19 protein-coding genes are annotated in these 23,039 nt (G+C 73.1%); all 19 read right to left on the reverse strand.

Annotation, left to right across the window (positions count from 1 at the left end; translation table 11 throughout):
- Window positions 1–91: 91 nt before the first annotated feature.
- The gene (locus tag ACFW2G_RS09640; RefSeq protein ID WP_384582254.1) at window positions 92–1,075 is read right to left on the reverse strand and encodes an FAD binding domain-containing protein; all 984 of its coding nucleotides are present in this window, start codon (window positions 1,073–1,075) and stop codon (window positions 92–94) included.
- Window positions 1,072–3,636: a molybdopterin-dependent oxidoreductase gene (locus ACFW2G_RS09645; RefSeq protein WP_384582252.1), complete on the reverse strand. Its 2,565-nt coding sequence runs from the start codon at window positions 3,634–3,636 to the stop codon at window positions 1,072–1,074. Before ACFW2G_RS09645 ends, ACFW2G_RS09640 begins: the two co-directional genes overlap by 4 nt.
- Before the next feature lie 294 nt (window positions 3,637–3,930).
- Complete coding sequence (locus ACFW2G_RS09650; protein ID WP_384446447.1) at window positions 3,931–4,473, reverse strand: MOSC domain-containing protein; 543 nt, start codon at window positions 4,471–4,473, stop codon at window positions 3,931–3,933.
- 157 nt (window positions 4,474–4,630) lie between these two features.
- A complete protein-coding gene (locus tag ACFW2G_RS09655; RefSeq protein ID WP_384582250.1) occupies window positions 4,631–5,260 on the reverse strand; it encodes an ABC transporter permease in 630 nt (209 codons plus the stop codon).
- A 129-nt stretch (window positions 5,261–5,389) separates the two neighbouring features.
- Window positions 5,390–5,830 carry an SRPBCC family protein gene (locus ACFW2G_RS09660; protein ID WP_384446451.1) on the reverse strand — a complete coding sequence of 147 codons (441 nt, stop codon included), beginning with the start codon at window positions 5,828–5,830 and terminating at the stop codon, window positions 5,390–5,392.
- 69 nt (window positions 5,831–5,899) lie between these two features.
- Window positions 5,900–7,411, reverse strand: coding sequence for an MFS transporter (locus tag ACFW2G_RS09665; RefSeq protein ID WP_384582248.1), 1,512 nt, complete (start codon window positions 7,409–7,411; stop codon window positions 5,900–5,902).
- Window positions 7,412–7,641: 230 nt separating this feature from the next.
- Complete coding sequence (locus tag ACFW2G_RS09670; RefSeq protein WP_037917566.1) at window positions 7,642–8,355, reverse strand: hypothetical protein; 714 nt, start codon at window positions 8,353–8,355, stop codon at window positions 7,642–7,644.
- A gap of 135 nt (window positions 8,356–8,490) precedes the next feature.
- The gene (locus tag ACFW2G_RS09675; RefSeq protein ID WP_384446455.1) at window positions 8,491–9,096 is read right to left on the reverse strand and encodes a hypothetical protein; all 606 of its coding nucleotides are present in this window, start codon (window positions 9,094–9,096) and stop codon (window positions 8,491–8,493) included.
- 356 nt (window positions 9,097–9,452) lie between these two features.
- Window positions 9,453–10,448 carry an ABC transporter substrate-binding protein gene (locus ACFW2G_RS09680; RefSeq protein ID WP_384446457.1) on the reverse strand — a complete coding sequence of 332 codons (996 nt, stop codon included), beginning with the start codon at window positions 10,446–10,448 and terminating at the stop codon, window positions 9,453–9,455.
- Window position 10,449: 1 nt separating this feature from the next.
- Window positions 10,450–12,336, reverse strand: coding sequence for an ABC transporter permease (locus ACFW2G_RS09685; RefSeq protein ID WP_384680898.1), 1,887 nt, complete (start codon window positions 12,334–12,336; stop codon window positions 10,450–10,452).
- A 247-nt stretch (window positions 12,337–12,583) separates the two neighbouring features.
- Complete coding sequence (locus ACFW2G_RS09690; RefSeq protein ID WP_384582244.1) at window positions 12,584–13,705, reverse strand: glycine betaine/L-proline ABC transporter ATP-binding protein; 1,122 nt, start codon at window positions 13,703–13,705, stop codon at window positions 12,584–12,586.
- Window positions 13,702–15,279, reverse strand: a complete 1,578-nt coding sequence (locus ACFW2G_RS09695; RefSeq protein WP_384582242.1) for a GMC family oxidoreductase — start codon at window positions 15,277–15,279, stop codon at window positions 13,702–13,704. The genes ACFW2G_RS09690 and ACFW2G_RS09695 overlap by 4 nt, the downstream gene beginning before the upstream one ends.
- 15 nt (window positions 15,280–15,294) lie before the next feature.
- Window positions 15,295–16,779: an aldehyde dehydrogenase family protein gene (locus ACFW2G_RS09700; protein WP_384446463.1), complete on the reverse strand. Its 1,485-nt coding sequence runs from the start codon at window positions 16,777–16,779 to the stop codon at window positions 15,295–15,297.
- A 713-nt stretch (window positions 16,780–17,492) separates the two neighbouring features.
- A complete protein-coding gene (locus tag ACFW2G_RS09705; RefSeq protein WP_384446465.1) occupies window positions 17,493–18,254 on the reverse strand; it encodes a GNAT family N-acetyltransferase in 762 nt (253 codons plus the stop codon).
- Window positions 18,255–18,549: 295 nt separating this feature from the next.
- Entirely contained in the window at window positions 18,550–19,152 is a 603-nt protein-coding gene (locus ACFW2G_RS09710) for a TetR/AcrR family transcriptional regulator (protein ID WP_384446467.1), read from the reverse strand.
- A gap of 58 nt (window positions 19,153–19,210) precedes the next feature.
- Window positions 19,211–20,065 (reverse strand): NAD(P)H-binding protein, encoded by an 855-nt coding sequence (locus ACFW2G_RS09715; RefSeq protein WP_384582240.1) that lies wholly within the window; start codon window positions 20,063–20,065, stop codon window positions 19,211–19,213.
- Entirely contained in the window at window positions 20,062–20,487 is a 426-nt protein-coding gene (locus ACFW2G_RS09720) for a nuclear transport factor 2 family protein (protein ID WP_384446471.1), read from the reverse strand. Before ACFW2G_RS09720 ends, ACFW2G_RS09715 begins: the two co-directional genes overlap by 4 nt.
- A 245-nt stretch (window positions 20,488–20,732) precedes the next feature.
- Window positions 20,733–21,260 carry a hypothetical protein gene (locus tag ACFW2G_RS09725; protein ID WP_384582238.1) on the reverse strand — a complete coding sequence of 176 codons (528 nt, stop codon included), beginning with the start codon at window positions 21,258–21,260 and terminating at the stop codon, window positions 20,733–20,735.
- A gap of 271 nt (window positions 21,261–21,531) precedes the next feature.
- The gene (locus ACFW2G_RS09730; protein ID WP_037917546.1) at window positions 21,532–23,010 is read right to left on the reverse strand and encodes an RNB domain-containing ribonuclease; all 1,479 of its coding nucleotides are present in this window, start codon (window positions 23,008–23,010) and stop codon (window positions 21,532–21,534) included.
- Window positions 23,011–23,039: the final 29 nt, after the last annotated feature.

Genomic DNA, 23,039 nt, shown 5'->3' on the forward strand with positions numbered 1-23,039 from the left:
CCAGGTCCGACGGATACCCACCCCCAACACCACTCACGACGAGCTCAACGAACGCCCCAGTAACGGGACACGGCAGATCTCAAACGCGGTCTCAGTGGTCCCCGCGGGCAGGCGCGGCGGCGCCGACCGCCTGCTCCAGGGCCTCCAGCACGGTGTCGCGGAACAGCGTGGTCTTGTAGCCGGTCCGCGGCAGCGGCCGGCAGCGGGTCAGCACCGTCGCGGCCGCCGCGGCGAGGGTCACCGGGGTGGCTTCCCGGCCGATCAGCGCGGCCTCCACCTCCGGCAGCCGGAGCGGGACACGTGCCACGCCGCCGGCCGCAACCGCGGCGTGCGTCACCGTGTCGCCGTCGAACGTAAGCCGCGCCGTGGCCTCCACCAGGGGCCACTCCGCGTAAGCCCTGCTGGTGGCCCGGTGGTAGGCGGCGCGTTCGCCGGGCAGCGGTGCGGGCAGCCGGACCGCGGTCAGGATGCGGTGCGGCGGCAGCAGGTGGTCGCTCTGGTGGAGCCGGTCTCCGTCGCCGTACAAGTCGGCGACGCTGCACGGCTCTTCGTCGTGGATCTCGACCTCGGCGTCGTAGGTGAGCAGGGCCATCGCCAGGGTGGAAGGGTGCGGGGCGATACAGGGGCCCGCTCCGGTGACGACGGCGAAGTGGTGGTCGCCGTCCCGCGCCGGGCAGCCGGCGCCGCCCTTCTGGAGGCAGCTGACGTGCGGATTGCGGAAGTACCAGCAGCGGTTGCGCTGCAGGAGGTTGCCCCCCAATGTGCCCGCGGCGCGGATCTGCGGGGTGGCCGCCGTGCCGGCCGACACCGCGAGGGCCGGCCAGCCGGCGCGCAGTTGTGGATCGGCGGCCAGCGCGGCGAGGGTGGTCAGGGCGCCGATCCGCAGTCCACCGTCGGGCAGCGCCGTGGTGCCGTGCAGGGCGGTGGCGCCGTCGAGGTCGGTGAACGGCCCGGTGGAGACGCCGCTGTGCTTCCGGGCGCCGGTGTCGGTGCCGCCGGCCCGCAGTTCCCCGCCGCGGGTCCGTACGGTGTCCGAAAGGGCGGTCAGGACGGTGGGATCGGGCTCGGTGCTCACGTACCCAGTCCTTCCAGGAGCCGGTCGGGGCGGATGGGCATGTCGTACGGGCGCCAGCCGGTCGCGTCGTGGACTGCGTTGGCCAGGCATGCCGCCGTGGGCAAGGTGGCGATCTCGCCGAGGCCGACCCCGCCGCCGGGGACGTGGTCGAAGCCCTCCTGGTGGAAGTGGACGGTGATCTCCGGGGTGTCGCCGATGCCGGGGATCCGGTAGTCCTCCAGGTTCTCGGTCAGGACCCGGCCGGTGACCGGGTCGGTGCGGCGCTCCTCGTACAGGGCATAGCCGATGCCCTGGACGACGGCGCCCTCGCACTGGCTCCGGGCCAGCCGGTCTTCCTGGATGCGCCCCGCGGCGATGCCGCTCCACACCCGCAGCGGGCGGATCCGGCCGAGCCGCGTGTCCACCTCGACCTCGGCGACCTGCACCGATCCGGTGAAACCGCGGCCGACGGCGATACCGCCCAGGGAGAAGGGCGTGACGTAGCCGCGGCGGTCACGGGTGCGTCGGCCGGTCACCCGTACGCCGTGCGCCGCGTCCAGCCGGGCCGCCACGTCGGCGCCACCGAGCGCTGCGCGCAGCCGGACGGCGGCGTCCACGGCGGCAGGCACCAGGGACGGTGTGGTGCGGCTGCCGCCGGAGGTGGGGCCGTGGACGGTGTCGCTACGGCCGACCTCGGCCCGCACCCTGGTCTCCGGCAGTCCGAGCGCCTGCGCGACGGCCCGGCGCAGCACGGTCCGTGAGCCCGTGCCCATGTCCTGTACGGCGCAGCGGGCGACGACGACCCCGTCCTCGACGGTGAGTTCGACCTCGGTGACGGGGTCGAGGAAGTACAGCCAGTTGGCCGCCGCGACGCCGACTCCGCGGCGGAACCGCCCGGTGCCGCCGCGACGGCCCGTCCAGACCGGAAGGGCGGCGGCCCAGTCGTACAGGACGTGCCGCTTGGGGTTGCCGTCCCAGCGGCGGCGCAGGGCGATGGGGTCCTGGCCGAGCCGGCGGGCCATCTCGTCGACGGCCTGCTCCAGGGCCCAGCACATGGTGGGTCCGCCCGGTCCGCGGAAGGGGGCGCCCGGCGGCCGGTGGGTGACGGCGTCGAAGTCGCGGAGCCTGCGGGGGGCCTTGCCGTACATGAAGCGGGCGAGGGCCGCGACGGAGCCGCCCACCGAGACGCCGCCGTCGCTGTGCGCGTCGATGGCGAGTGCGCCGAGGTCGCCGGAGGCGTCGGCGGCCATGGCCAGCCGGATGCGGGAACCGGGCCGGTATCCGCCGTCGGTGAGCTCCTCGTCCCGGTCCAGGACGACGCGTACGGGGGCGCCGTGCAGCCGGGCGAGCTCGACCGCTGCGACGACGTCCGAGGTCAGGCCCATCTTGCAGCCGAAGCCGCCGCCGACGTGGACGGCACGTGCCACGACGCGTTCCACCGGGACGCCGAAGCGTTCGGCGGCGAGCTCGGCAACGCGTCGCACGGACTGGGTGGACACCTCGATGTGAAGGGTTTCCCCGGCCCAGTGGGCGAGACAGGCGTGCGGTTCGAGGGGGGTGTGGGTCTGCGCGGCGGCGGTGAAGACGCCTTCGACGACCCTTTCGGGGGTTTTCCTCCGCGCTTCCTGGATACGGCGTACAGCCGCGGCGGGGCGCTTGTTCATGGCGGACGGGCCGCGCAGGTTGCCGCGCCAGCGGGCGGGCACCAGCTGGGGGGTGTCGCCCGACCCGGGGGCCCGCTTGCGCGCCGCCCTGTCCGCGTAGACGGTCGGCCCGTCCCCGGTCCGGGCCTGCCGTACGTCGAGGGTCGCCGGCAGCACCTCGTAGTCCACCACGACGCGGGCGGCGGCCGCCCGCGCGGCGGCCCGGTCCGGCGCGGCGACGGCGGCCACGGGCTGTCCGACGTAGCGCACCATGCCGTCGGGGGGCAGCAGCGGCACCAGCGGCAGGTCCCCGGCCTTGAGAGAGCGTACGTGCGCGTGTGCGTGGGGCGAGCGGATGATCACGCCCTCCAGCAGGCCTTCGGGGTGCAGGTCGGTGGTGTAGCGGGCCGATCCGTCGACCTTCTCGGGTGCTTCGGCACGTGGAACGACCGTGGTCGGGCCGCCGGTCGGCGTCGCGTCGTAGGCGCCGGCGCAGGCCGCGGCCACGGCCCGGAGGATCCCCTCGTAGGCGCCGCAGCGGCACAGGTGGCCCGAGAGGGCTTCGGCGATCTGTTCGCGGTCCGGCTCGGTGGTGCCGTGTCCGGCGCGCCAGCGCTCGAAGAAGGCGGCCGCCTCGACCACGAAGCCGGGGGTGCAGTAACCGCACTGGAGGGCGTCCTCACCGGCGAAGGCGCGGGCCACGGGGTGGCCCGACAGGCCCTCCGCCGTCGTGACCCGCCGACCGGCCAGCCGGGCCGCCGGGGTCAGGCAGGACACCCGGGGCTCGCCGTCGACCTGGATCGTGCAGGCCCCGCAGACGCCGCCCGCGCACACCAGTTTGGTCCCGGTCAGTCCCAGGCGGTCGCGCACCACCTCCACAGCGGCCGGGTCGCCTTCCACGTCGACCGTGCGCCGGGCGCCATTGACCTCGAACTCCACGAGACCTACTCCTCAGCCGTGGGGCGGTGACCGCCGGAGCGTCACCCTCACCGCCCCTTGATATCCCGCCGCCGGGGACGGCGCAGTCCGGGGCACGCCGGATCGCGTACGGGCCCGGCCGGCCCGGGTCGGTGCTGCGGGCCCCGGGCGCGGTGGATCGGGCGGCCGGGGTGTTGCTCCGTGCGGGGTGCGCAGCCGGGCGGGCCCGGGACGCTAGGGGCGCGCGGCTCCGAGGCGGCACGCCTCAAGAACTCTCGCGGCCGTCTTCATGTCACTGCCTGCTAGGGAAACCGGTCAGACCCGGTCCAGGGGTCGGTGCGGACCGTTGGGAAGCTCTACTTCGATGGTGTCGCCAGGGCGCACTACGCCGCCTTCCCGCACGATGCTCATGATTCCGGCTTTGCGCACGCCGTTCCCCGCCTCATCGCGACCGACGACCTGCTTCAAGAGACCGTCCCGGAAGATGTTGATCTGCAGGCAGGGATTGCGCAGGCCGGTGACTTCCAGGACGGCGGAGCCACCCATGCGCAGCAATGTGCCGACCGGCAGACCGAGCAGATCGATGCCGCCCGTGGTGATGTTCTCGCCGAGTTCGCCGGGCGCCACCTTGAAGCCTTCTTCGCCAACCTCGGCGAAGAGCTCTTCATGAATGAGGTGGACCTGGCGCAGGTTCGGCTGGGTGGGATCCTGCGCGACGCGCGAGCGGTGCTTGACCGTCACGCCAGCGTGCACGTCCCCCTCCACACCAAGTCCGGTGAGCAACCTGACGCTGTCCCGGTTCGGCTTGGTGAACGCATGCTCCCCGTTGCTACTGACCGCCGTCACTCGCCCCTTCATACCTCGAAACCCCCTCGTCGGTAACCGTGATCGGTCACGAGCCTAGCCCTCGCCCCTCACGGCACAGCATCCACGATCCTCACGGGGTGAGGCCGTTGGTGCGGAGAAGCGGGCGAGGGCCCTGGGGCAGCCCGGGGCCCTCGTACCGTCTGCGGAGTCAGTCGCGCGCCGGTCCGGCCGGCGATCGTAGGCGGCGGGCTTCGAGGAACGTGGCCAGCGCGTAGGCGCCGCCGCACGCGGTGGCGAGGGCCCAGTGAAGGCGGGGGGCTTCGAGGAAGAGCACGGCAGCGGAGGTCAGGGCGAGCCAGATGCCGAGGCAGTAGTGCAGCACGTTGCGGCGTACGGCTCCTTCGGCGAGGTAGAGCAGGCCGACGATGATGCCGGATCCGGCGGGCCACAGGACGGTCTGGAGCTCCGGCGCGTCGAGGACCGAGGTCAGGCCGGTGATGGCGAGGGCCAGGGCGGCGAACCCCGCGATCCAGGCGGTGCCGAGCAGGGTGCCGGAGAGGATTTCCGCTGCGGGGGCTCCGCGTTGGGCCCGCAGGGCGGCCGCGGCGGCCAGGACGATGCCGGTCACGAGACCTGCGCCCAGCAGCACCGTGGGGAGCCATGCGGGCAAGCCGAGCAGCGGGCTGTCGCCGTGAGAGGCTGCGGTGGCACCGTGGCCGAGCAGGTAGGCGAGTCCGAAGCCGGCGTACGCCGCACGGTTGTCGACCTCGCTCGGTCGACGGGGGCCGGGGTCGGGACGGGCGCCGCCGGGCGGCGGGAGGGTGGCGGTACTGGTCACGGTGGAGGTCTCCGGGAGTGGGGAGGGGAGCGGACGGGCGCCCGGGGCGGGAGCGGGTGGCGCACCTTGGCGCGGAGGGGGGCTGCCGGGCTGACGCCGACGCTCCCGGCCCGGGTGCGGGGGCGCTGGTCAGGCAGACTGTTCGGCGTGGGCCTTGAGGCAGTCGAGCCAGTTCTGCAGGGACGTCCTGAGGGCCGTGGTGAGTGTGTCGGGGTCGGTGGCGACGGGGGCTCCGCTCCAGGACTCCTCGGTGCGCACGACGACGCCTCCGCCGGCCGCTTCGAAGGTCCACACGTGGATGCCGGCGATGCCCTGGACGGTCCCGTCCCAGACGATCCGTTCGCCGGGGACGACCTCGCGGACGGTGGAGGTGATGCTCATGCCGTGGGTCAGCCACGTGAAGGGGGTGCCGACCGCCATCGGGCCGTCGAGGCGGGCCTGGTCGACACCGGCGTTCCAGGCCGGCCAGGCGTCGACGTCGGTGTGCACCGACCAGACGGTGGCGAGGGGCGCTTCGATGCGCGTGCTGAGGCTGACCACGACGGGGGCGGTCGTGTCGATGGTGTACATGCGGTGTCCTTTCGTTTCGCGGAACGGGTCGGGTCGGCTGCGGTGGGGGGCGGGGCGTCGGGTCCGGGGTCAGGGGGCGGGAGCGGGTGCGTGCTGCGCTGCCTCGCCCTGTGCGGGCGGGGTGGTGGCTGTGCGCGGGCGGCACGGGAGGAGCGCCCGGCAGCGGCGCCGTCCCCGGCGGGTGAGCGGCAGCGCGAGGAGCGCCGAGGCCGCGAGGATCACGGCGGAGACCGCGAAGGCGGCCCGGTAGCCGGCGGTGAGGGCTTCGAGGCTGGGCTGGTGGCCGCCCGCGCTCGCGGTGACGGATCCGGCCAGGGTGGCGAGGGCGGCGAGGCCGATCGCGCCGCCGACCTGCCGGGTGGTGTTCACCAGTCCCCCGGCCAGGCCGGTGTCCTGCCGCGGGACGCCGTCCACGGCGAGGGCGGTGAGCTGGACGAAGGCGACGCTGAGGCCCAGGCCGACCAGGACGCTGGGGCCGAGGATGTCGACGAGGTAGGTCCCCTCGGCGGTCATCCGGGACAGCCACAGCATGCCCGCGGCCTCGGTGAGCAGGGCCGCGACCACGGTCGCGGTGGCGCCGACACGCCGGGAGATCCGGGGTGCCGCGACGGCGCCGAGCATGTTGGCCAGGGCGAGGGGCAGTTGGCCGGCCCCGGTGGTCAGCGGGCTCATGCCGAGGACCTGTTGCTGGTAGAGCGGCAGGAAGAAGAACAGCGCGATCCACACCGACCCCAGCAGCGCCATCAGCAGGTTGCCCGCGGCGACCTGCCCGGTGGCGAAGAGCCTCGGCGGTATGAGGGCGTCCGTCTGCCGGCGTTCGACGACGGCGAAGGCGGCGAGGAGCACGGCGGCGGCGAAGAGGGCGGCGAGCACTCCGGCGTGCGTCCAGCCCAGCGCCCGTGCGCTGGTCAGTGCCCAGACCAGGCAGGTCAGTGCGAGGGTGACAGTGGCGGTCCCCAGCAGGTCGAACCGGCCGCTGCCACGGGCGGCGTCCCGGGGTACGAGCACGGCTGCGGCCGCCAGCACCAGCCCGGCGCCGAGGACGGTGACGTGGAAGACCCACGGCCAGCCCCACGCCTGGGTCAGTACGCCGCCCAGCAGGACGCCGACCGCGCCGCCCGCCCCGGAGACCGCTCCCCACACCCCGAGGGCTCTCCCCCGGGCGGGGCCGGGTGGGTAGAGGTCCATCGCCAGGGCGAGCGCGGCCGGGGCGATGACCGCGGCACCGAGGCCCTGCACGGCGCGGGCGGCGATCATCAGGCCCGGGGAGGCGGCGAGTCCCGCCGCCAGCGACGCCGCCGCGAACACCGCCAGGCCGGCGAGGAGCACCCGGCGGCGACCGAGGAGATCGGCCGCCCGGCCCCCGGCGAGGAGCAGCGCCCCGAACGCCAGGCCGTAGGCGTTGACCACCCAGGTGGTGCCGCCGTCCGACAGGCCCGCCCCGGCCCGAATCTGCGGCAGGGCCACGTTGACGATCGAGGTGGCCAGCATGACGGTGAACTGTGCGGCGGCCAGCGCCGCGAGTGCGGGCCCCGGGCGGGGCGGGGCGTCCGGGGTGTGCTTCGTGCGTGCAAGGTTCATGGCGCACAGACTCGGGCCGGGCGGTGTCCACTTTCCATGCCTGGCGGAGGCGGCGGCTGTCCACTGCTGTCCGCACCTGTGCAGGTGCCCCCGGCGGCGCGCGGGCCCGGCCGGTCCGGTGCCCGCGCGGGTGATCGGCCGCACCGGCCCGTCCTCGCCCGGGTGGTCCGGGCGGCGCTACGGGCGGTGGCACGGGCGGCGGTGACCGTACGAGCGCGGCCTGGGGGTGGTCAGGCCGGGGCGTTCCACGCGGTTGTCAGCCCGTCCAGCCAGGCGGGCGGCAGCTCGACGGCGTCCCACTCCTCGCGCAGTTCGCGCGGTGCGGCGGCGAGCCGCTCCAGCACGGCGATGCTCGTGGCGGAGTGGAGGAGCGAATAGCGGCCGTGCACGCTGATGGCGCTGCCCGGTCCATAACCGGCGAACATCCGCTCCAGCCGGTCCTTGTGGCGGGTCGCGAACTCCGTCAGCCGGCCGGCGTACCCGGCCCGCTGCCGGGGGCTCATCGTGCCGAGGACCGCGGCGAGGACCTCGTCCGTCACCTCGGGATCCAGCTCCGAGACCTCGGTGAACGACAAGTACAAAGGGGTGACCGCCACGCGGGCCCGTTCCACCTCCATGCGTCTGGCTCTGGGGTGCTCCCCCGCCGGTCCCTGCTGTCCTGCCGCGCCGACGGCCCGTACCAGGGTCCGCTCGGCGACGGCGCCGAGATCCGCCAGGACGGCTCGGGCGCCGACCCCCTCCCCGCCCTTCTCCTCAGCAGCGCGGTGAGCGGCGCTCAGCTCGTCGTGCGCGAGAGCCAGGGCGCCCGCTTCCAGAAGCCCGAGCAGCTGCCGGGCGTCATCGGACGGGACTCCCGCCCGCGCAAGGAGCTGCAGCAGCGTCGCCCTCGCGTTCTCGACGCTGACCTCGTCCGGCCACTGCCGCCCCCCGTCGGCCACGCTCATCGGTTCCTCCTCAGCCCTCGCATGGTGCGGTGGATGCGACCTTCGCACCGCTTCCCACCCTTGACCCTGCACCGCCCCGACGGCCGGGGAACAGCGATCAAGGGCACCGTCGCCCTTGATCCTTCCAGACCGCCGTCACGGCCGCAGGCCCGCTCGCCTGAGGGCGATTTCGGACAGGGCGGAAATGACCCCCCGGTCGCCGCGGCGCCAGGCATCGGCGAGGCCGCCCGGCGGGGCGGGGACCGCCGCGAGCTCGGCCGGAGGTCCGGTGAGGGCCCGCAGCGCGAGCAGGTCGGCGCCTCCGGGGGCGTCGCGCAGGCGGCGCATGGTGGCGCTGCGACGGATCCAGCGCAGTCGGAGCGGAAGCCACAGCAGGAGCACGAGGGCGACGGGGAGGACGATCAGGCCGAGTGCGGCCAGGAACGCCACTTGGCCGACGATGTCCTGGAGTGACTGTCCTGCGTCGGCGAGCCCGCTGCCGGCGTCGGCCGCGGCCCGGAACGGCGTCTTGAGGAGGTCACCGACGAGCGGTACCCGCGAGGCCGTCTCCCCGGCGTCGTCGAGGGCGGCGGCCAGGCTGTCGCCGGAGCTCTCCACCTTCCGTCCCGGCTCGGCCAGCTGCATGATCGCGCCGTGCACGGCGAGGGCGAATCTCACCGCGGCGGCGATCAGGAGCAGCGCGATCAGGTCCGCAAGGATCTGGCGGTTCCGCCGCGCGGGGATCTGGGCGTAGAGAAGCAACGGCTGCTCCTGTTCCGGTCACGTCGTCGGGGCGGGCCGGCCGAGCCCGGCCGGTCGCTCGACCGTACGTCGCGCCCGGTCCTTCCCCGGGTGTCCGCGGGGCAGGTCCGCGAGACGTTGCCGGGTTGGCGCAGCGCCGGACGTCACGGACGGCTCGTCGCCCCCGGTGGAGCGGGCGACCCGGACCGGCGCCGGCTCGTTCCGTCGGGCTCCGGCCTCCGCCACGGCACGCCTTCGGTGTCGGAGGACGGCCTGTCGTCAACGCGAGCACGGGCCCCGCGTCCTCGTCCTATGCCCGGCGGGGGGCGGGGCGGGAGGACACGGGGCCGACGGAGCCGTTGGGGCCGACAGGGCCGTCAGGCCAGCCAGGGCTTCCAGACGGATGCGTTGCGTTCGACCCACTTCTTCGCCGCCTGCTGCGGTGACAGCTTCTCCTCGGCGATCATCAGCGACACCTCGTTCTGCTGGGCCTTCGTCCAGCGGAACTTCTTCAGGAAGTCGGCCGCTTCACCGCCCGACCGGGCGAACCGCGTGTTGAGGTACTTCTGCAGCGGCGTGTGCGGGTAGGCGCAGGCCACCTTCTCCGGGTCGTCCGCGCAGCCCTCGGTGTACTCGGGCAGCTTCACCTCGGTCATCGGGACCCGATCGAAGAGCCACTGCGGCTCGTACCAGTAAGTGAGGAAGGGCTTGCGCTCCTTGGCGAACTGCTTGATCTGCGTGATCTGGGCAGCCTCGGATCCGGCGAAGACCACCTCGTAGTTCAGGCCCAGATTCTTCACCAACGCCTTGTCGTTCGTGACGTAGGACGGCGAGCCGTCCATCAGTTGCCCCCTGCCGCGGCTCTCTGGGGTGCGTAGCTGGTCCGCGTACGTGTCGAGGTTCTTCCAGTCGGTGACGTCGGGATGCGCCTCTGCGAAGTACGTGGGGACGAACCAGCCGATGTGGCCCGTCACTCCCAGGTCGCCGCCGCGGGTGACGGTCTTCTTCCCCTCCACGTACCGCTTTTCCTGCTCGGGGTGGCCCCAGTCCTCCAGGATCGCGTCGACGCGCCCCTGGCTGAGGGCGTCCCAGGCGGGCACCTCGTCGACCTGGACGGTGTCCACGCGGTAGCCCAGCTCGTGTTCGAGGAGGTAGGCGGCGACGGCGGTGTTCGCCTGGGCGCCGACCCACGACTGAACGGAGAGGGTGACCGTCTTGGCGCCCTGCGCGGCGGCGTACGGGGAGGACTGGCGGGTCATGTCGGCGGCCCCGCAGCCGGTGAGGACGGCGAGTCCGGTCGCAGCGGCGAGGACGGCCACGCCGTTCCGGCGGCGCAGATGGCGCAGGGGGCGCAGGGGGTGGGTGTCGCGCATGTCAGGCCTCCTTCGCGGGCTGGGTGACACGGTCGAGGAACAGGCCGAGGCAGACGATCGCGGCGCCGGCCACCAGGCCGGTGGCGAGGTCGCCCTGGGCGAGGCCGAGGACGACGTCGTAGCCGAGGGCGCCGCCGCCGACGAGGCCGCCGATGATGACGACGGCGAGGACCAGTACCACGGCCTGATTGACGGCGAGCAGCAGTGCGGGGCGGGCGAGCGGCAGCTGGACCTGGCGCAGCAGCTGGGAGCGGGTCGCGCCGAGCGAGCGGGCGGATTCCACGGCGGCCGGGTCCACCTCGCGCAGGCCCTGCACGGTGATCCGGACGACTGCGGGCAGCGCGTACACGATCGCGGCGGCGGCGGCCGGGGCGCGGCCGACGCCGAAGAGCGCGACCACGGGGATGAGGTACACGAACTGCGGCAGGGTCTGGCACGCGTCGAGGACGGGCCGCAGCAGCCGGTCCGCCCTGGCGCTGCGGGCGGCTCCCACAGCGATCGCGAAGCCGAGGACGAGCGTGACGGCCACGGCGGCCAGGACCTGGGACAGCGTGTCCAGGGAGGCTTCCCACACACCGAGCACGCCGACGGTGGCAAGGGCGAGGACCGCGGTCAGTGCGGTGCGCCAGGTGCCCACGCGCAGGGCGAGCGCACCGGCCAGGAGCAGGAGCAGCCACCAGGGGGCGGCCTGGAGCCCGCTGCGCAGCGGGTCGAGTATCCAGCCGGTGAACCGGGCGGCCCAGTCGGCGGTGCCGCCGACGACGGGTACGCCGGAGTAGAGGTGGTCGGTCATCCAGGCGACGGCCGAGTTCACCGGATCGGCCAGGGAGACGGTCCAGGAGTCGGGCCATACGGTGGTGCCGGCCATCCGGCCGGCGACGGCGGCGGCGACCGCCGCGAGGAGGGTGAGCAGGCGGCCGTACCCGCCGGCGAACACCCGTCGCAACAGCGGCTGTTCGCCGGCCGGTACGGTGTGGGCGCCGAGTCGGCGGCCCGCGGCATCGGCGGTGCGGTCCAGGACCACGGCGAGCAGGACGATCGGAATGCCGGCGGTGAGGGCGGCGCCGACGTCGACGGAGGCGAGGGCCTGGTAGACGCGGTCGCCGAGGCCGCCCGCGCCGATCACCGAGGCGATGACGGCCATGGACAGGCCCGTCATGATGGCCTGGTTGACGCCGAGCAGGAGCTGTCGACGGGCGAGCGGGAGGCGGGCGGTCAGCAGCCGCTGGCGGCCGGTGGCGCCGAGCGAGGCGGTCGCTTCCATGACGCCCGCGTCGGCCTCGCGCAGGCCGAGGGCGGTGAGGCGGGCCATCGGCGGGGCGGCGTAGACGACGGTGGCGAGGACGGCGGCGGGCACGCCGATGCCGAAGACCAGCACCATCGGCAGCAGGTACGCGAAGGCCGGCAGGATCTGCATGGTGTCGAGCACGGGGCGCAGCAACCGGTCGGCGCGCCGGGAGAGCCCCGCGGCGAGGCCCAGGACGGCGCCGATGGCGACGGAGGCGGCGACGGCGACGACCATCAGGGCGAGGGTCTGCATGGTCGGCACCCACATGCCGAGCAGTCCGCAGGCGGCGAAGGCGGCGGCGCAGGTCAGCGCGAGGCGGACGCCCGCGAGGCGCCAGGCGACCAGGGCGGCCAGGGCGGTGACCCCGGTCCATCCGGCGGCCAGCAGGAGGACGTACACGGCGCGGACGCACACCACGACCGCGTTGCTGACGTGGCCGAAGAAGTAGAGGAACAGCGGGTGGCTGTCGCGGTGGTCGATGATCCAGTCACCGGCGCGTCCGAGCGGGCCCGAGAGGTCGGCGGCGAGGGCCGGGGGCCAGCTGCCGGAACCCGGGAAGGCCACGGCGAGCGGGACCAGGAGCACCAGGGCGACGCCCATCGGGACGAGGAAAGCGCGGCTCGCGAGCGGGCCGCGCGGGCCTCTGCGGGGACTGTCCTGAGCGGTGGGCGCGGCCGTGGAGGAAGCCGGCCGGGCCGCCGCGGGCCGGACGGAGGACGGTCGGGCCTGCGCGGGCAGCGCCGCACGGGAGCCGGCCGGCGCATGGGTCGGGGTCGGGGTCGGGGTCGCGGTCATGCGCACCACCTCCGGGGGTCGGGGACAAGGGTCGGGGGGCGTTCGGGGCAGGTCATGCCGCCACCCCCCGTCCGGTCGGGTCCGGGAGGCCGGCCACGACGGCAAGCAGCCCGGCGTCGTCCACGACGCCCAGGCAGCGGCCGCCGTCGACGACGCGGGCCGGACCGCCGCCGCGGGCGACGGTCTGGATGGCCTCGGCCACGGTGGTGGCGGGGTCCAGTGCGGGCCCCTGTTCGCTCTCCCCGGCGGCGGCGGGGCGCATCGCAGCGCGGACGGTGAGCACCTGTTCGCGCGGGACGTCGCGGACGAAGTCCCGTACGTAGTCGTCGGCCGGCGAGCCGACGATCTCCTCGGGCGTGCCGAGCTGGACGATGCGGCCGTCGCGCATCAGCGCGATCCGGTCTCCCAGGCGCAGGGCCTCGGTGAGGTCGTGGGTGATGAAGACCATCGTGCGGCCCTCGTCGTGGTGGAGGCGGGCCACCTCATCCTGCATCTCGCGCCGGATGAGGGGGTCGAGGGCGCTGAACGGCTCGTCGAACAAAAGCACTTCGGGGTCGGCGGCCAGGGCGCGGGCCAGGCCGACGCGCTGCTGCTGGCCGCCCGAGAGCTGGCCGGGGCGCCGGTCCTGCAGGCCGTCCAGGCCGACCTTGGCGAGGAGTTCGGCGGCCTTGGCCCGGCGGTCGCCGCGTGCGACGCCCTGGATCTCCAGTCCGTACGCCACGTTGTCGAGGACGGTGCGGTGCGGGAGCAGACCGAAATGCTGGAAGACCATGGCCGCGCGGTGGCGGCGCAGTGCGCGCAGCCGGGCGGTGTCCATGGCCAGGACGTCCTCGCCGTCGATGGCCAGGCTGCCGGCGGTCGGCTCGATGAGCCGGGTGAGGCAGCGCACGAGGGTGGACTTGCCGGATCCGGACAGACCCATCACGACGAAGACCTCGCCCTTGCGGACGTCGAAGGTGACGTCGCGGACGGCGGCGGTGCAGCCGGTGCGCTCGCGCAGTTCGGCGGCGGGCAGGTCGGCGGCGGCGGAGCCGGGGATCTTCGCGGCGGCCTTGTCGGGGCCGAAGACCTTCCAGAGGCCTTCCACGGAGAAGACGGAGGACCCGGCGGGGCCGTCGGCGGGCGCGGTGGTGGGGGTGGCGGGCGCGGGGGCGGTGGCGGGGGCGGTGTTCATCGGGCGTCACCCTCCCGGGCCACCAGCTCGGCTGCCTTCTCTCCGACCATGAGCACTCCGATCATCGGGTTGACCGCGGGCATCGTCGGGAAGACGGAGGCGTCCGCGATGCGGATGCCCTGGAGCCCGCGGACCTTGAGGTCCGGTCCCACGACGGCCGCGGGGTCGTCGGCGGCGCCCATCCGGCACGTGCCGGCTGGGTGATAGACGGTGTGCGCGACGGAGCGGGCGTAGGCGCTCAGCTCCTCGTCGCCGGTGATCTCCGGGCCGGGACACACTTCGCGTCCCAGCCAGCCGGCGAGCGGCTCGGTCGCGGCGATCTTCCGGGCGAGCTTGATGCCGTCGACCAGGGTCTGGCCGTCGTAGTCGTCCTCGTCCGTGAAGTAGCGGAAGTCCAGGGCCGGTTTCACCTCGGGGTCCGCGCTGGTCAGGTAGAGCCTGCCGCGGCTGCGCGGCTTGGGGATGTTCGGGGTCATCGAGACTCCGTGCGCGGGGCGCTGGTAGCCGATGCGCTCGGGGTTGTCGGTGAAGGGGACCTGGTAGAAGTGGAACATCAGGTCGGGCCCGGCCGATGCGGGGTCGCGGCGGACGAACAGGCCCGCGTCGCTGTCCATCGCGGAGTTCTCGGGCAGGGGGCCGTCGGTCTCCCAGACGATCACCGATTCGGGGTGGTCGAGCAGGTTCTCCCCGACCCCGGGCAGGTCGTGCACCGGTGGGATCCCGAGGGCTTCCAGGTCCGCGCGCGGGCCGATGCCGGAGTGCAGCAGCAGCCGCGGGGTGTCCACGGCTCCGGCACACACGAGTACCTCTCGGCGTGCGGTGACCAGGGACTCCGTGCCGTCCGAGGCGCGTACGCGGACTCCGCGCGCCCGGGTGCCGTCGATTTCGAGGCGGTGGGCCCAGGTCTCCAGGAGGATGTGGAGGTTAGGGCGTTCGTCCATGACGGGGTGGAGGTAGGCCACCGAGGCGGAGGACCGCTTGTTGTCCTCGGGGTGGTAGGCGAGGTCGAAGAAGCCGACGCCCTCGTGGAAGGGCTTGCGGTTGAAGCCCTCGACGTGCGGGACGCCCAGGGCGGTCTGCGCGGAGTCGACGAAGTCGCGTGCGATGGCGTTGCGGTCCTTCTCCGCCACCGGAACGATGTTGTTGAGGAGCTTGTCGAAGTACGGGTCCATGGCGGCCGCGTGCCAGCCCTCGGCACCCGCCTCCGCCCACTCGTCCCAGTCGGAGGGGAGCGGCTTGAAGGAGATCAGGGTGTTGTGCGAGGAGCAGCCGCCGAGAACGCGGGCGCGGCTGTGGCGGATGTGCGAGTTGCCGCGGGGCTGCTCGGTGGTGGGGTAGTCGTAGTCGAGGTCTCCGCCGAGCAGGCCCATCCAGCGGCGCAGGGTGAGCACGTCGGGGCGGTCGACGTCGCTGGGGCCGCCCTCGATGACGGCCACGGTCACGTCCGGGTCCTCGGTCAGGCGGGAGGCGATCACCGAGCCGGCGGTGCCGCCGCCGACGACGACGTAGTCGTACTCGTGCTCGGGCTCGGGCTCGGGTGCCGTGGGGGTGGGGACGGGTGTGGGGGTGGTCATGGTTGTGCTCCTCCTTCAGCCCGCGAACCAGCGCACGGGGCGCGGGGCGAGGTTCTGGTACACGTGCTTGGTCTCGCGGTACTCGGCCAGGCCCGAGGGGCCCAGTTCCCGTCCGGTGCCGGACTTGCCGAAGCCGCCCCACTCCGCTTGCGGGAGGTAGGGGTGGAAGTCGTTGATCCAGACGGTGCCGTGGCGGAGCAGGCCCGCCACACGGCGACCGCGGCCCGGGTCGGAGGTCCAGACGGCGCCCGCGAGGCCGAATTCGGTGTCGTTGGCGAGTGCGACGGCCTCGGCCTCGGTGTGGAAGGTCTCGACGGTCAGGACGGGTCCGAAGACCTCCTCCCGTACGACGCGCATTCCGCGGTGGCAGCGGTCGAGTACGGTCGGCCGGTAGAAGTAGCCGGGCCCGTCGGGACGTTCGCCACCGCACCGGAGCACTGCGCCCTCGGCGAGGGCTGAGGCCACGTACTCCTCGGTTCGTTCGCGCTGGGCGGCGGAGACCATCGGCCCGCACTCCACGCCAGGGTCGGTGCCTCGGCCGAGGCGGATCCGGTCGGCCCTGCGGGCGAGTTCGGTGACGAAGCGCTCGGCGACGCCCTCTTCGACGATGAGCCGGGATCCCGCGGAGCAGACCTGGCCGCTGTGCATGAAGGCAGCGTTGAGGGCTTGGTCGACGGCGGTGTCGAAGCCGTCCTCGGTGGCGCAGGCGTCGGCGAAGACGACGTTCGGATTCTTGCCGCCGAGTTCGAGGGCGACCTTCTTGACGGAGTCGGCGGCCGCGCGCATGACCTTCGTACCGCTGGTGAGGCCGCCGGTGAAGGAGACGAGGTCGACGCCGGGGTGTGTGCTCAGACGGGCGCCGACCGGGTCTCCGGGGCCGGTGACCAGGTTCGCGACGCCGGCCGGCAGACCGGCCTGGGCCAGCAGGTCGATGAGGGCCACCGTGGACAGCGGCGTGATCTCGCTGGGCTTGAGCACGAAGGTGTTGCCCGCGGCGAGGGCGGGGGCGATCTTCCAGGAGGCCTGGAGGAGCGGGTAGTTCCACGGGGTGATCAGGGCGCAGACCCCGACGGGCTCGTGGACGACGACGCTGTGGACGTCGGGGGTGCCGGCGTCGACGACGCGGCCGGCGCTCTCGCCGGCGACGAGGTCGGCGAAGTAGCGGAAGGCGTCGGCGACGCAGTCCACGTCCACGCGTCCCTCTTCCAGGGTCTTGCCCGCGTCACGGCTCTCCAGCAGGGCGAGGCGTTCGCGGTCGCGCTGGAGCAGGTCTGCGGTGCGCCGCAGGAGCGCGGCCCGCTCCAGGACGGGGGTCTGGGGCCACTCCCCTCCGTCGAAGGCCGCGCGGGCGGCGCTGACGGCCGCGTCGGTGTCTGCGGTGCCGCCCTCGGAGACGACGGCGAGGACCGTGGCGTCCGCCGGGTCGAGGACCTCTCGGGTGGCTCCTGACACGGCGGAACGCCAGGTCCCGGCGATGTGGATGGTCGGCTGCTCGGACACGACGCGCTGTACCTCCGATTCCGGCCACCGCGGCCTTCCCGCGGTGGTGCTGCTCGGGCGCGCCTGCCCCGCCCCTCGGAAACCATGTCCCATTCGTCACTGGAAGTGACGGGAGTCACTCCCCGTTGCCTCACCGGGAAATGGAGCAAGAATGGACATATGGGGCAGTCCTCGACGGGACGCCCTGGGGACGGGCCGGTCGGCCGGGCTCGCCGACGGGACCGCACCGCGGGCATCGGGGCCACGACGGGCGCACACCCGGAGAGGCGGCCTGAGGCCGCGTCCGGCGGGAGGAATCGTTCACGCCGCCGCATTCGAACCGGCAGCCAAGGACCCGGCCAGCGGCTCGCCGGTCAGCCGGGCCTCGCTCCAGGCCGGCCTCGCCAACGCCCGGGCCCGCAAGACCCGCTTATCCGCCCGTGTTGAGCAGCTGGAGAAACGGCAGTCGCACACGCTGGGAGCACAGGGCATAGCAGGTATCAGGGCCCGGAGCCCCGACCGACGTCGACGAGCTCCAGCGGAAGATCACGAGGCTGGAGCGGCACAACGTTGAACTGACATCCGCGTGGGAGGAGGCCCCAGTCCGATCTCGATGCCGCGAGGGAGGTCAGCCGGGACTTGGCCAGAGCACTGAACCAACGCGGCCGCCGCCTCGTACGGCCGTTGTCAGTGCCGGCTGAGAGGATCGTCGGCACGCCACCGCTACGTTCCAATCAGCCGCGTTCGAAGCAGTGCGCGTGGCCGATGGTGGAGAAGCCGCGACGCTCGTACCACTGGCGCGGCCAGTCTGACGCATCGGCGGTCAGGAACCGGGTACTGCAGCCCTCATCGGCAGCCATGCGCAGGGCGACGGTCAGGACGGCGTCGGCGTAACCGCGCCTGAGATGGTCCTCTGAGGTGATCAGGTCCTCGATCTGGGCTGTGCCAGTGACCGGATCCGCATAGAGGTCAGCCCATGAGGCGACCTCGCCTTCCTCTGTGCGGGCACTGATGAAGCGAACGATGTCCGCCCCGCGCCGGCGAGCTTCGCGTCGGTCGACAAGGTGGCGTATGACCTCGTTGTCGACGTCCGGAAGGAGGCCCCGCCATCGCCGGGTAAGTGGATCACGTAGCACATCGAGGTCTGCCTCATCCGCGGGTCCGCCAGCCGGCACTGGGCCTTCGTGCAGCATGACCGCATAGATGGAGTGGGCGTACCCAGCCTGGGTCAGCGGCTCTGCACACGCCAGTCCTGCTTCGTTGTCAAGGACGGAGATCAGTCGGTGTGGCAGATGGCCCAGTGCTTCCTCCGCGATAGTGGGCAGCGCCTCCGGGTCGACGGCCGTATCGATGATCACCTGGTTGTTCGCGCGGGAATGGAAGAAGGCGTCGTCATATACAGCGAAGCCGCCGGGGAGGTCGACGACGCGCGTGGCCTGCCGACGGGCGAAGGCGGATACGAAGGCGTTGATCCGCTGCAGTTCTGAACTTGGCATGGAGGGAGCCTATGCAGTGCTGACCACGGCCGCCGTTGACTTGTGTCGCGGGAAGAACCTTGCCCAGGGCGCCCTCCGGCCACCCGCTTGCCCCGCGGAAGACCCCATGACCTTTTCGTTCACACGCCGTTCGAAGACCTCCCGCGCCCCGGAGCGGCACGGTCCATCGAGCGGCGCATCGTGGCGGGGGCCGAGGGGCGCGCGTACGGGAGAGGGGGTCACGCCCGCGTTCCTTCCGGCGGGGGTGGTCCGTCGTGACCGCCCGTTCACCCACGGATCAGTGGAAGGATCCGGATCACGCGGGTCCGAGGACGTCGGCGAGGTGGCCGGCGAGGCAGGAGCGCACGTCTTCCGGGGTCATCCCCTCCTCGTCGATCAGGTGCGCAACGAGGTCGGCGCGAAGGGCGGCCAGCAGGGCGTGGGCGGTGAAGTCCGGTGCGTGGACTCCAGGCACCCGCTCGAGCTCCGTCCGCAGGGTTGCGTGCCACCAGCCGTAGTGCTCGGCCCGGTACGGGCTGCTGATTCCGGCCTCTTCCGCCGCCGACATCAGGTTCCGGTTCTCGATCTTGAAGTTCAGCGAGGCGTCGAGCAGGTCCGCGACCCGCTGCCGCGGCGAGGATCCCGCAGCCTCCTGCACCTCCCGCACCGTGCGCTGAAGGGGTTCGAGGCGGGAGGTAATCACCGCGGCGATCAGGCCGGCGCGGTCGCCGAAACGACGGAAGAGGGTGCCCTTGCCCACACCGGCGGCTGCGGCGATGTCGTCCATCGACACGCCGTGGGGGCTGGTGCTGGTCGCGAAGAGGGTGTCCGCCGCCGCCAGGACCGCTTCCCGGTTGCGCTGGGCATCCGCGCGCTCCGTGCGCTCCGTGCGCTCCGTGCGCTCTGCTCGTCGGGCCACGGGTCCTCCTCGGTCTGCGGCCTCTCCGGCCCCCGGAATGATATGTGCCCGGTCCCTGTCAGTGGCCGGCGGCCGCCCGGACCTCCCGTTCGACGAAGGCGCGAAGGGTACCCGGAGGGCGTCCGGTCAGGAGCTCGACGGTGTCCGAGGTGCGGTCCTCGGCGCCGTCGGCGATGGCGCGGTCCATGGCCGCCAGCATGGTGGCGAACTCCAGCGGGATCGCGGCCGCCCAGCGGTCGCGCAGTTCCTCGAACGTCAACTGCCGGTGCACGACGGGGCGGCCGGTGACCTCGGCGATGATCGCGGCGGCATCGGAATAGCTCAGCGCCTGCGGTCCGGTGAGGATCAGGTCGGTGTCGGGGGCCTGTTCTGTGGTCAGGGCGTGTACGGCCACGGCCGCGATGTCCTCGGCGTCGACGAATCCGACGCGGCCGTCGCCCGAGGCCGTGAAGATGGCGCCCTCCTCGCGGATGGTGCGTGCGTGAGGGGCGGAGCCGGCGAAGTTCTGCATGAACCAGGAGGGCCGCAGCACCGCCCACTCCTCGAAGAGGCCCGGCAGCTGCTCGTGGACCCGGCCGGCCGCCGGACCGCCCGCAGGAATCGCCGACGAGCTCAACAGCACCGCACGGAGTACCCCTGCTGCGCGAGCTTGACGGAGGAAGGGCAGCATGACCGCGGCCGGGTCCGGGGAGCCGGTGGGCGGGACGAGGTACACCCGATCCACGCCGCCCAGGGCCCCGGCCCAGGTCGCGGGTTCGTGCCAGTCGAAGCGGACAGCCTCCGCGCCGGGCAGCGCAGTGGCGGTCCGGCCGGCCGCCTTGACGCGACGGCCCTTGGCAGCCAGCCGGGCGGTGACGCGACGGCCGGTAGTACCGGTGGCCCCGATGACCAGGGTGGCGTGGGCGGTCGTCATCGGTTCGCTCCGGTGAAGTCGGCGCCGGGCAGGGACGCGGCGAGGGGGTTCCAGTAGTCGCGGTAGGAGGCGATGAGACCGTCCGCGACCGTGACCACGGCGATGTAGCCCATGTCGTAGGGGGTGTCGGTCCGCACCAGCCTGCCGACGCCGCGCATCTCGGCCACGACCGTTTCGGCGACGGTGGTTTGATGGATCGTCACCTCGGGGAAGTCGTGCAGGTCCACGTGATCGGGGTAGTGGCGCATGTAGTCGCCGATCGCGGCCTTGCCCTCAAGGCGCCGCGGCCAGCCTTCGGGGGCGAAGGGGAATTCGAGTACACCGTCGGTGTGCCACAGGTCGACCCAGGCTGTGATGTCCTTCGCCAGCAGCAGGCGCAGGCCGTGGCGATACAGCTCCTCGGCCGTCATGGAGTTGGTCATGTTCGAGGTTTCCGTTTCCGCTCGGGGTGGCAGCGACGCCCGGCGGCTCGCGCGAACGCGGCAGCCGAAGTAAACGGACCGGCAGGCCGCATGATTCGAAGCATATGGACCGTCAGTCCGTTTAACAAGTGCGCTGCCGCGCGGACCGATTGGATGGCGCGCTCAGCCACCCCCCGCGCGACCGGGGACCTCGCTCCACACCGCCGACCCCCACACAGCCCCTCCCCCACCACCACACCGCACGGTCAGGCGGCCCGGCAGAGCTCCGCGGACTTCGCGCCCGCCGCAGCCCGGGCCACGGCGGCGGGCAGGCATCCGGCGCCACGGGAGGCTCCCGCGGCCTGCGCGTGGCCCCGCGCGTGGACGACGAGGCGGAGCAGCGCGAACCGTGCGACACCGGCGAGCGCCGAGGCCGGCAGGTAGACGACCTGCTCCAGCGGCGGATCGGGAGCCGCCACCAGCTGCCGCAGACCCAGCATCGCCATGCAGGTCATCACGTACGCCGCGACGGCGGAACCGGCCGATTGCGCGTGCTGACGGCGGCTCGCGCGACATCCCGCGCCGAAGGTGAAGCGGGCATGGAGCTCGGTGGCGAGGAGCGTGGAAACCGCGGCGATCAGGGCATTGGCGAGAGCCCACGGAAGCCGGGCGACCAGGGCGCCCACGGCGAAGCTGGAGGCGACTCCCACCCCGCCGCCACACAGGACGAAGCGGGCGAAGGCGGTGACGACGCCGGGACGCGCCGCCTGCCGCCGACTCTGCACCGCCTCCATGACCCGACCCCTTCGCCAGCCCGCCCTCGACAGCGCGCCGACATCCGCGGAGCAGACGGGCGCACCACCCATGGCGCCATGACGGCCCATCCATGGCGCCACATCGAGCCATGTCGACGTCACATTGACTTGAATTCGGCAACATCGCAGGTCAAAAGCAGTGCCAGTATGGTCACTCGTTTCGAACCCGGGCTGCTCGCGAGCGGAGGCCGGGCGTGACGGAGGCGCCAAGGCGGAGATGGGGGCGCGTGGACCGGCACCCGAGGAACGGTCACCCCCGTGCGTGCACCAGGCTGAAGAGGACCCGTCGGTTCCTGTCGGGGAAGGCGGGATCGGCCCGCTCCAGCCTGACCCGGACACCGGCCCCGAGCTCGAGGTCGGCGGCATCCGAGGTGACTCTGCCCAGCACGGCGGGCTCCGCCAACTGGGCCTGCCCCTCCCGCGGGTTCGGCTGTGCGAGTTCCGCGTCCGTATCGATGATCACGGCGTCGAAGGTGCCGCCCACCCGGTCCATCAGCAGCGCCGCCTCGACCAGGTCCACGGACTGCCGGTCGACGGCGTTCCCTTTCGCCTTCTCCATCCGGCTGGGCAGGTCGCCCAAGGCCGCCAGCACCCACTCGGGCGCCGCGCGGCCCGCCGTCGCGGCCACGCAGATTTCGCCGGCGTACCGGTCGACCAGGCGGCGCAGCGGTGCCGTGCAGTGGGTGTACGGTGCCGCGATCGCCGCGTGGACCGTCTGTGCGGGGACGTGGTCATGGTCGGGGAAGGACGTGTAGACCGATTTCAGGAGCAGGGCGCCGGCCGCCTCGTGGAGGAACGCCGCGTGTTTCCGGTCGTGCGGATCGAGGGAGCGGATCAGCTCGGCGTACGAGACGTGGTGCGGCCAGCCGATGCCCAGGCCCTGGGCGATGCGGTGCAATCGGGTGACTTCGTGGGTCGGGGCCCGGTCCTGCGTCCGCAGGATGCCGGGGCCGCCGTCGAGCATCATCCGGGCCGCGGCCATCCCGGTCATGAGGGAGATCTGTTCGTTCCAGCCGTCCACGGGCAGCGCGGCCCGGTAACCCAGCCGGAAGGAACCGTCCTCGAAGGTCACCTCCTGGTCCGGCAGCCTGAGCGAGATGCCGCCCCGCTCGGCCTCGACCGCCTCGCGCAAGGTGCCGATCTCGCGCAGCAGGGCGAGCGGCTCCTCGGCGGTGCCCGAGTCGACGGCCCGCTGCACGCCCGCGTAGTCCAGTCTGGCTCTGCTGCGCACCAGGGCACGGCTCACGCTCGACCCGGTCAGCTCGCCGTGGGCGTCGAGGTCGTGCTGCCACAGCAGGGCGGGGACGTCCTGGTCCGGCAGCAGGCTGGCCGCGCCCTCGGAGAGTACGGGCGGGTGCAGCGGCACCTTGCCGTCGGGGAAGTACAGGGTGACGATCCGCCTGCGGGCCTCGTCGTCCAGGGCATCTCCGGCGGTGACGAAGGCGGCCACGTCGGCGATGGCGTAGTGGACGCGGAAGCCGCCGCCGGGCCGCCTCTCCAGGTACATGGCCTGGTCGAGGTCCTTCGCGTCGGGCGGGTCGATCGTGAAGAGCGGCAGGTCGGTGGCGTCCCTGTCGGGGAGCCGGGGCGCCCGGGCAGCCGCTTCGGCCGCCGCGAGCACGGGTGCGGGAAAGCCCGAGGGAGCCTGCAGGTCGGTCCGCAGCTTCTTCAGGGCGGTGGCCAGGGCGGCCTTGGCCGCGTCGGACATGCGCATCGGGCGGCGTGGCATGCCCCGAGCGTAGGGCGGCGGGCGGTCAC

It is taken from the genome of Streptomyces sp. NPDC058880, from assembly GCF_042742535.1.
Classification (GTDB): domain Bacteria; phylum Actinomycetota; class Actinomycetes; order Streptomycetales; family Streptomycetaceae; genus Streptomyces.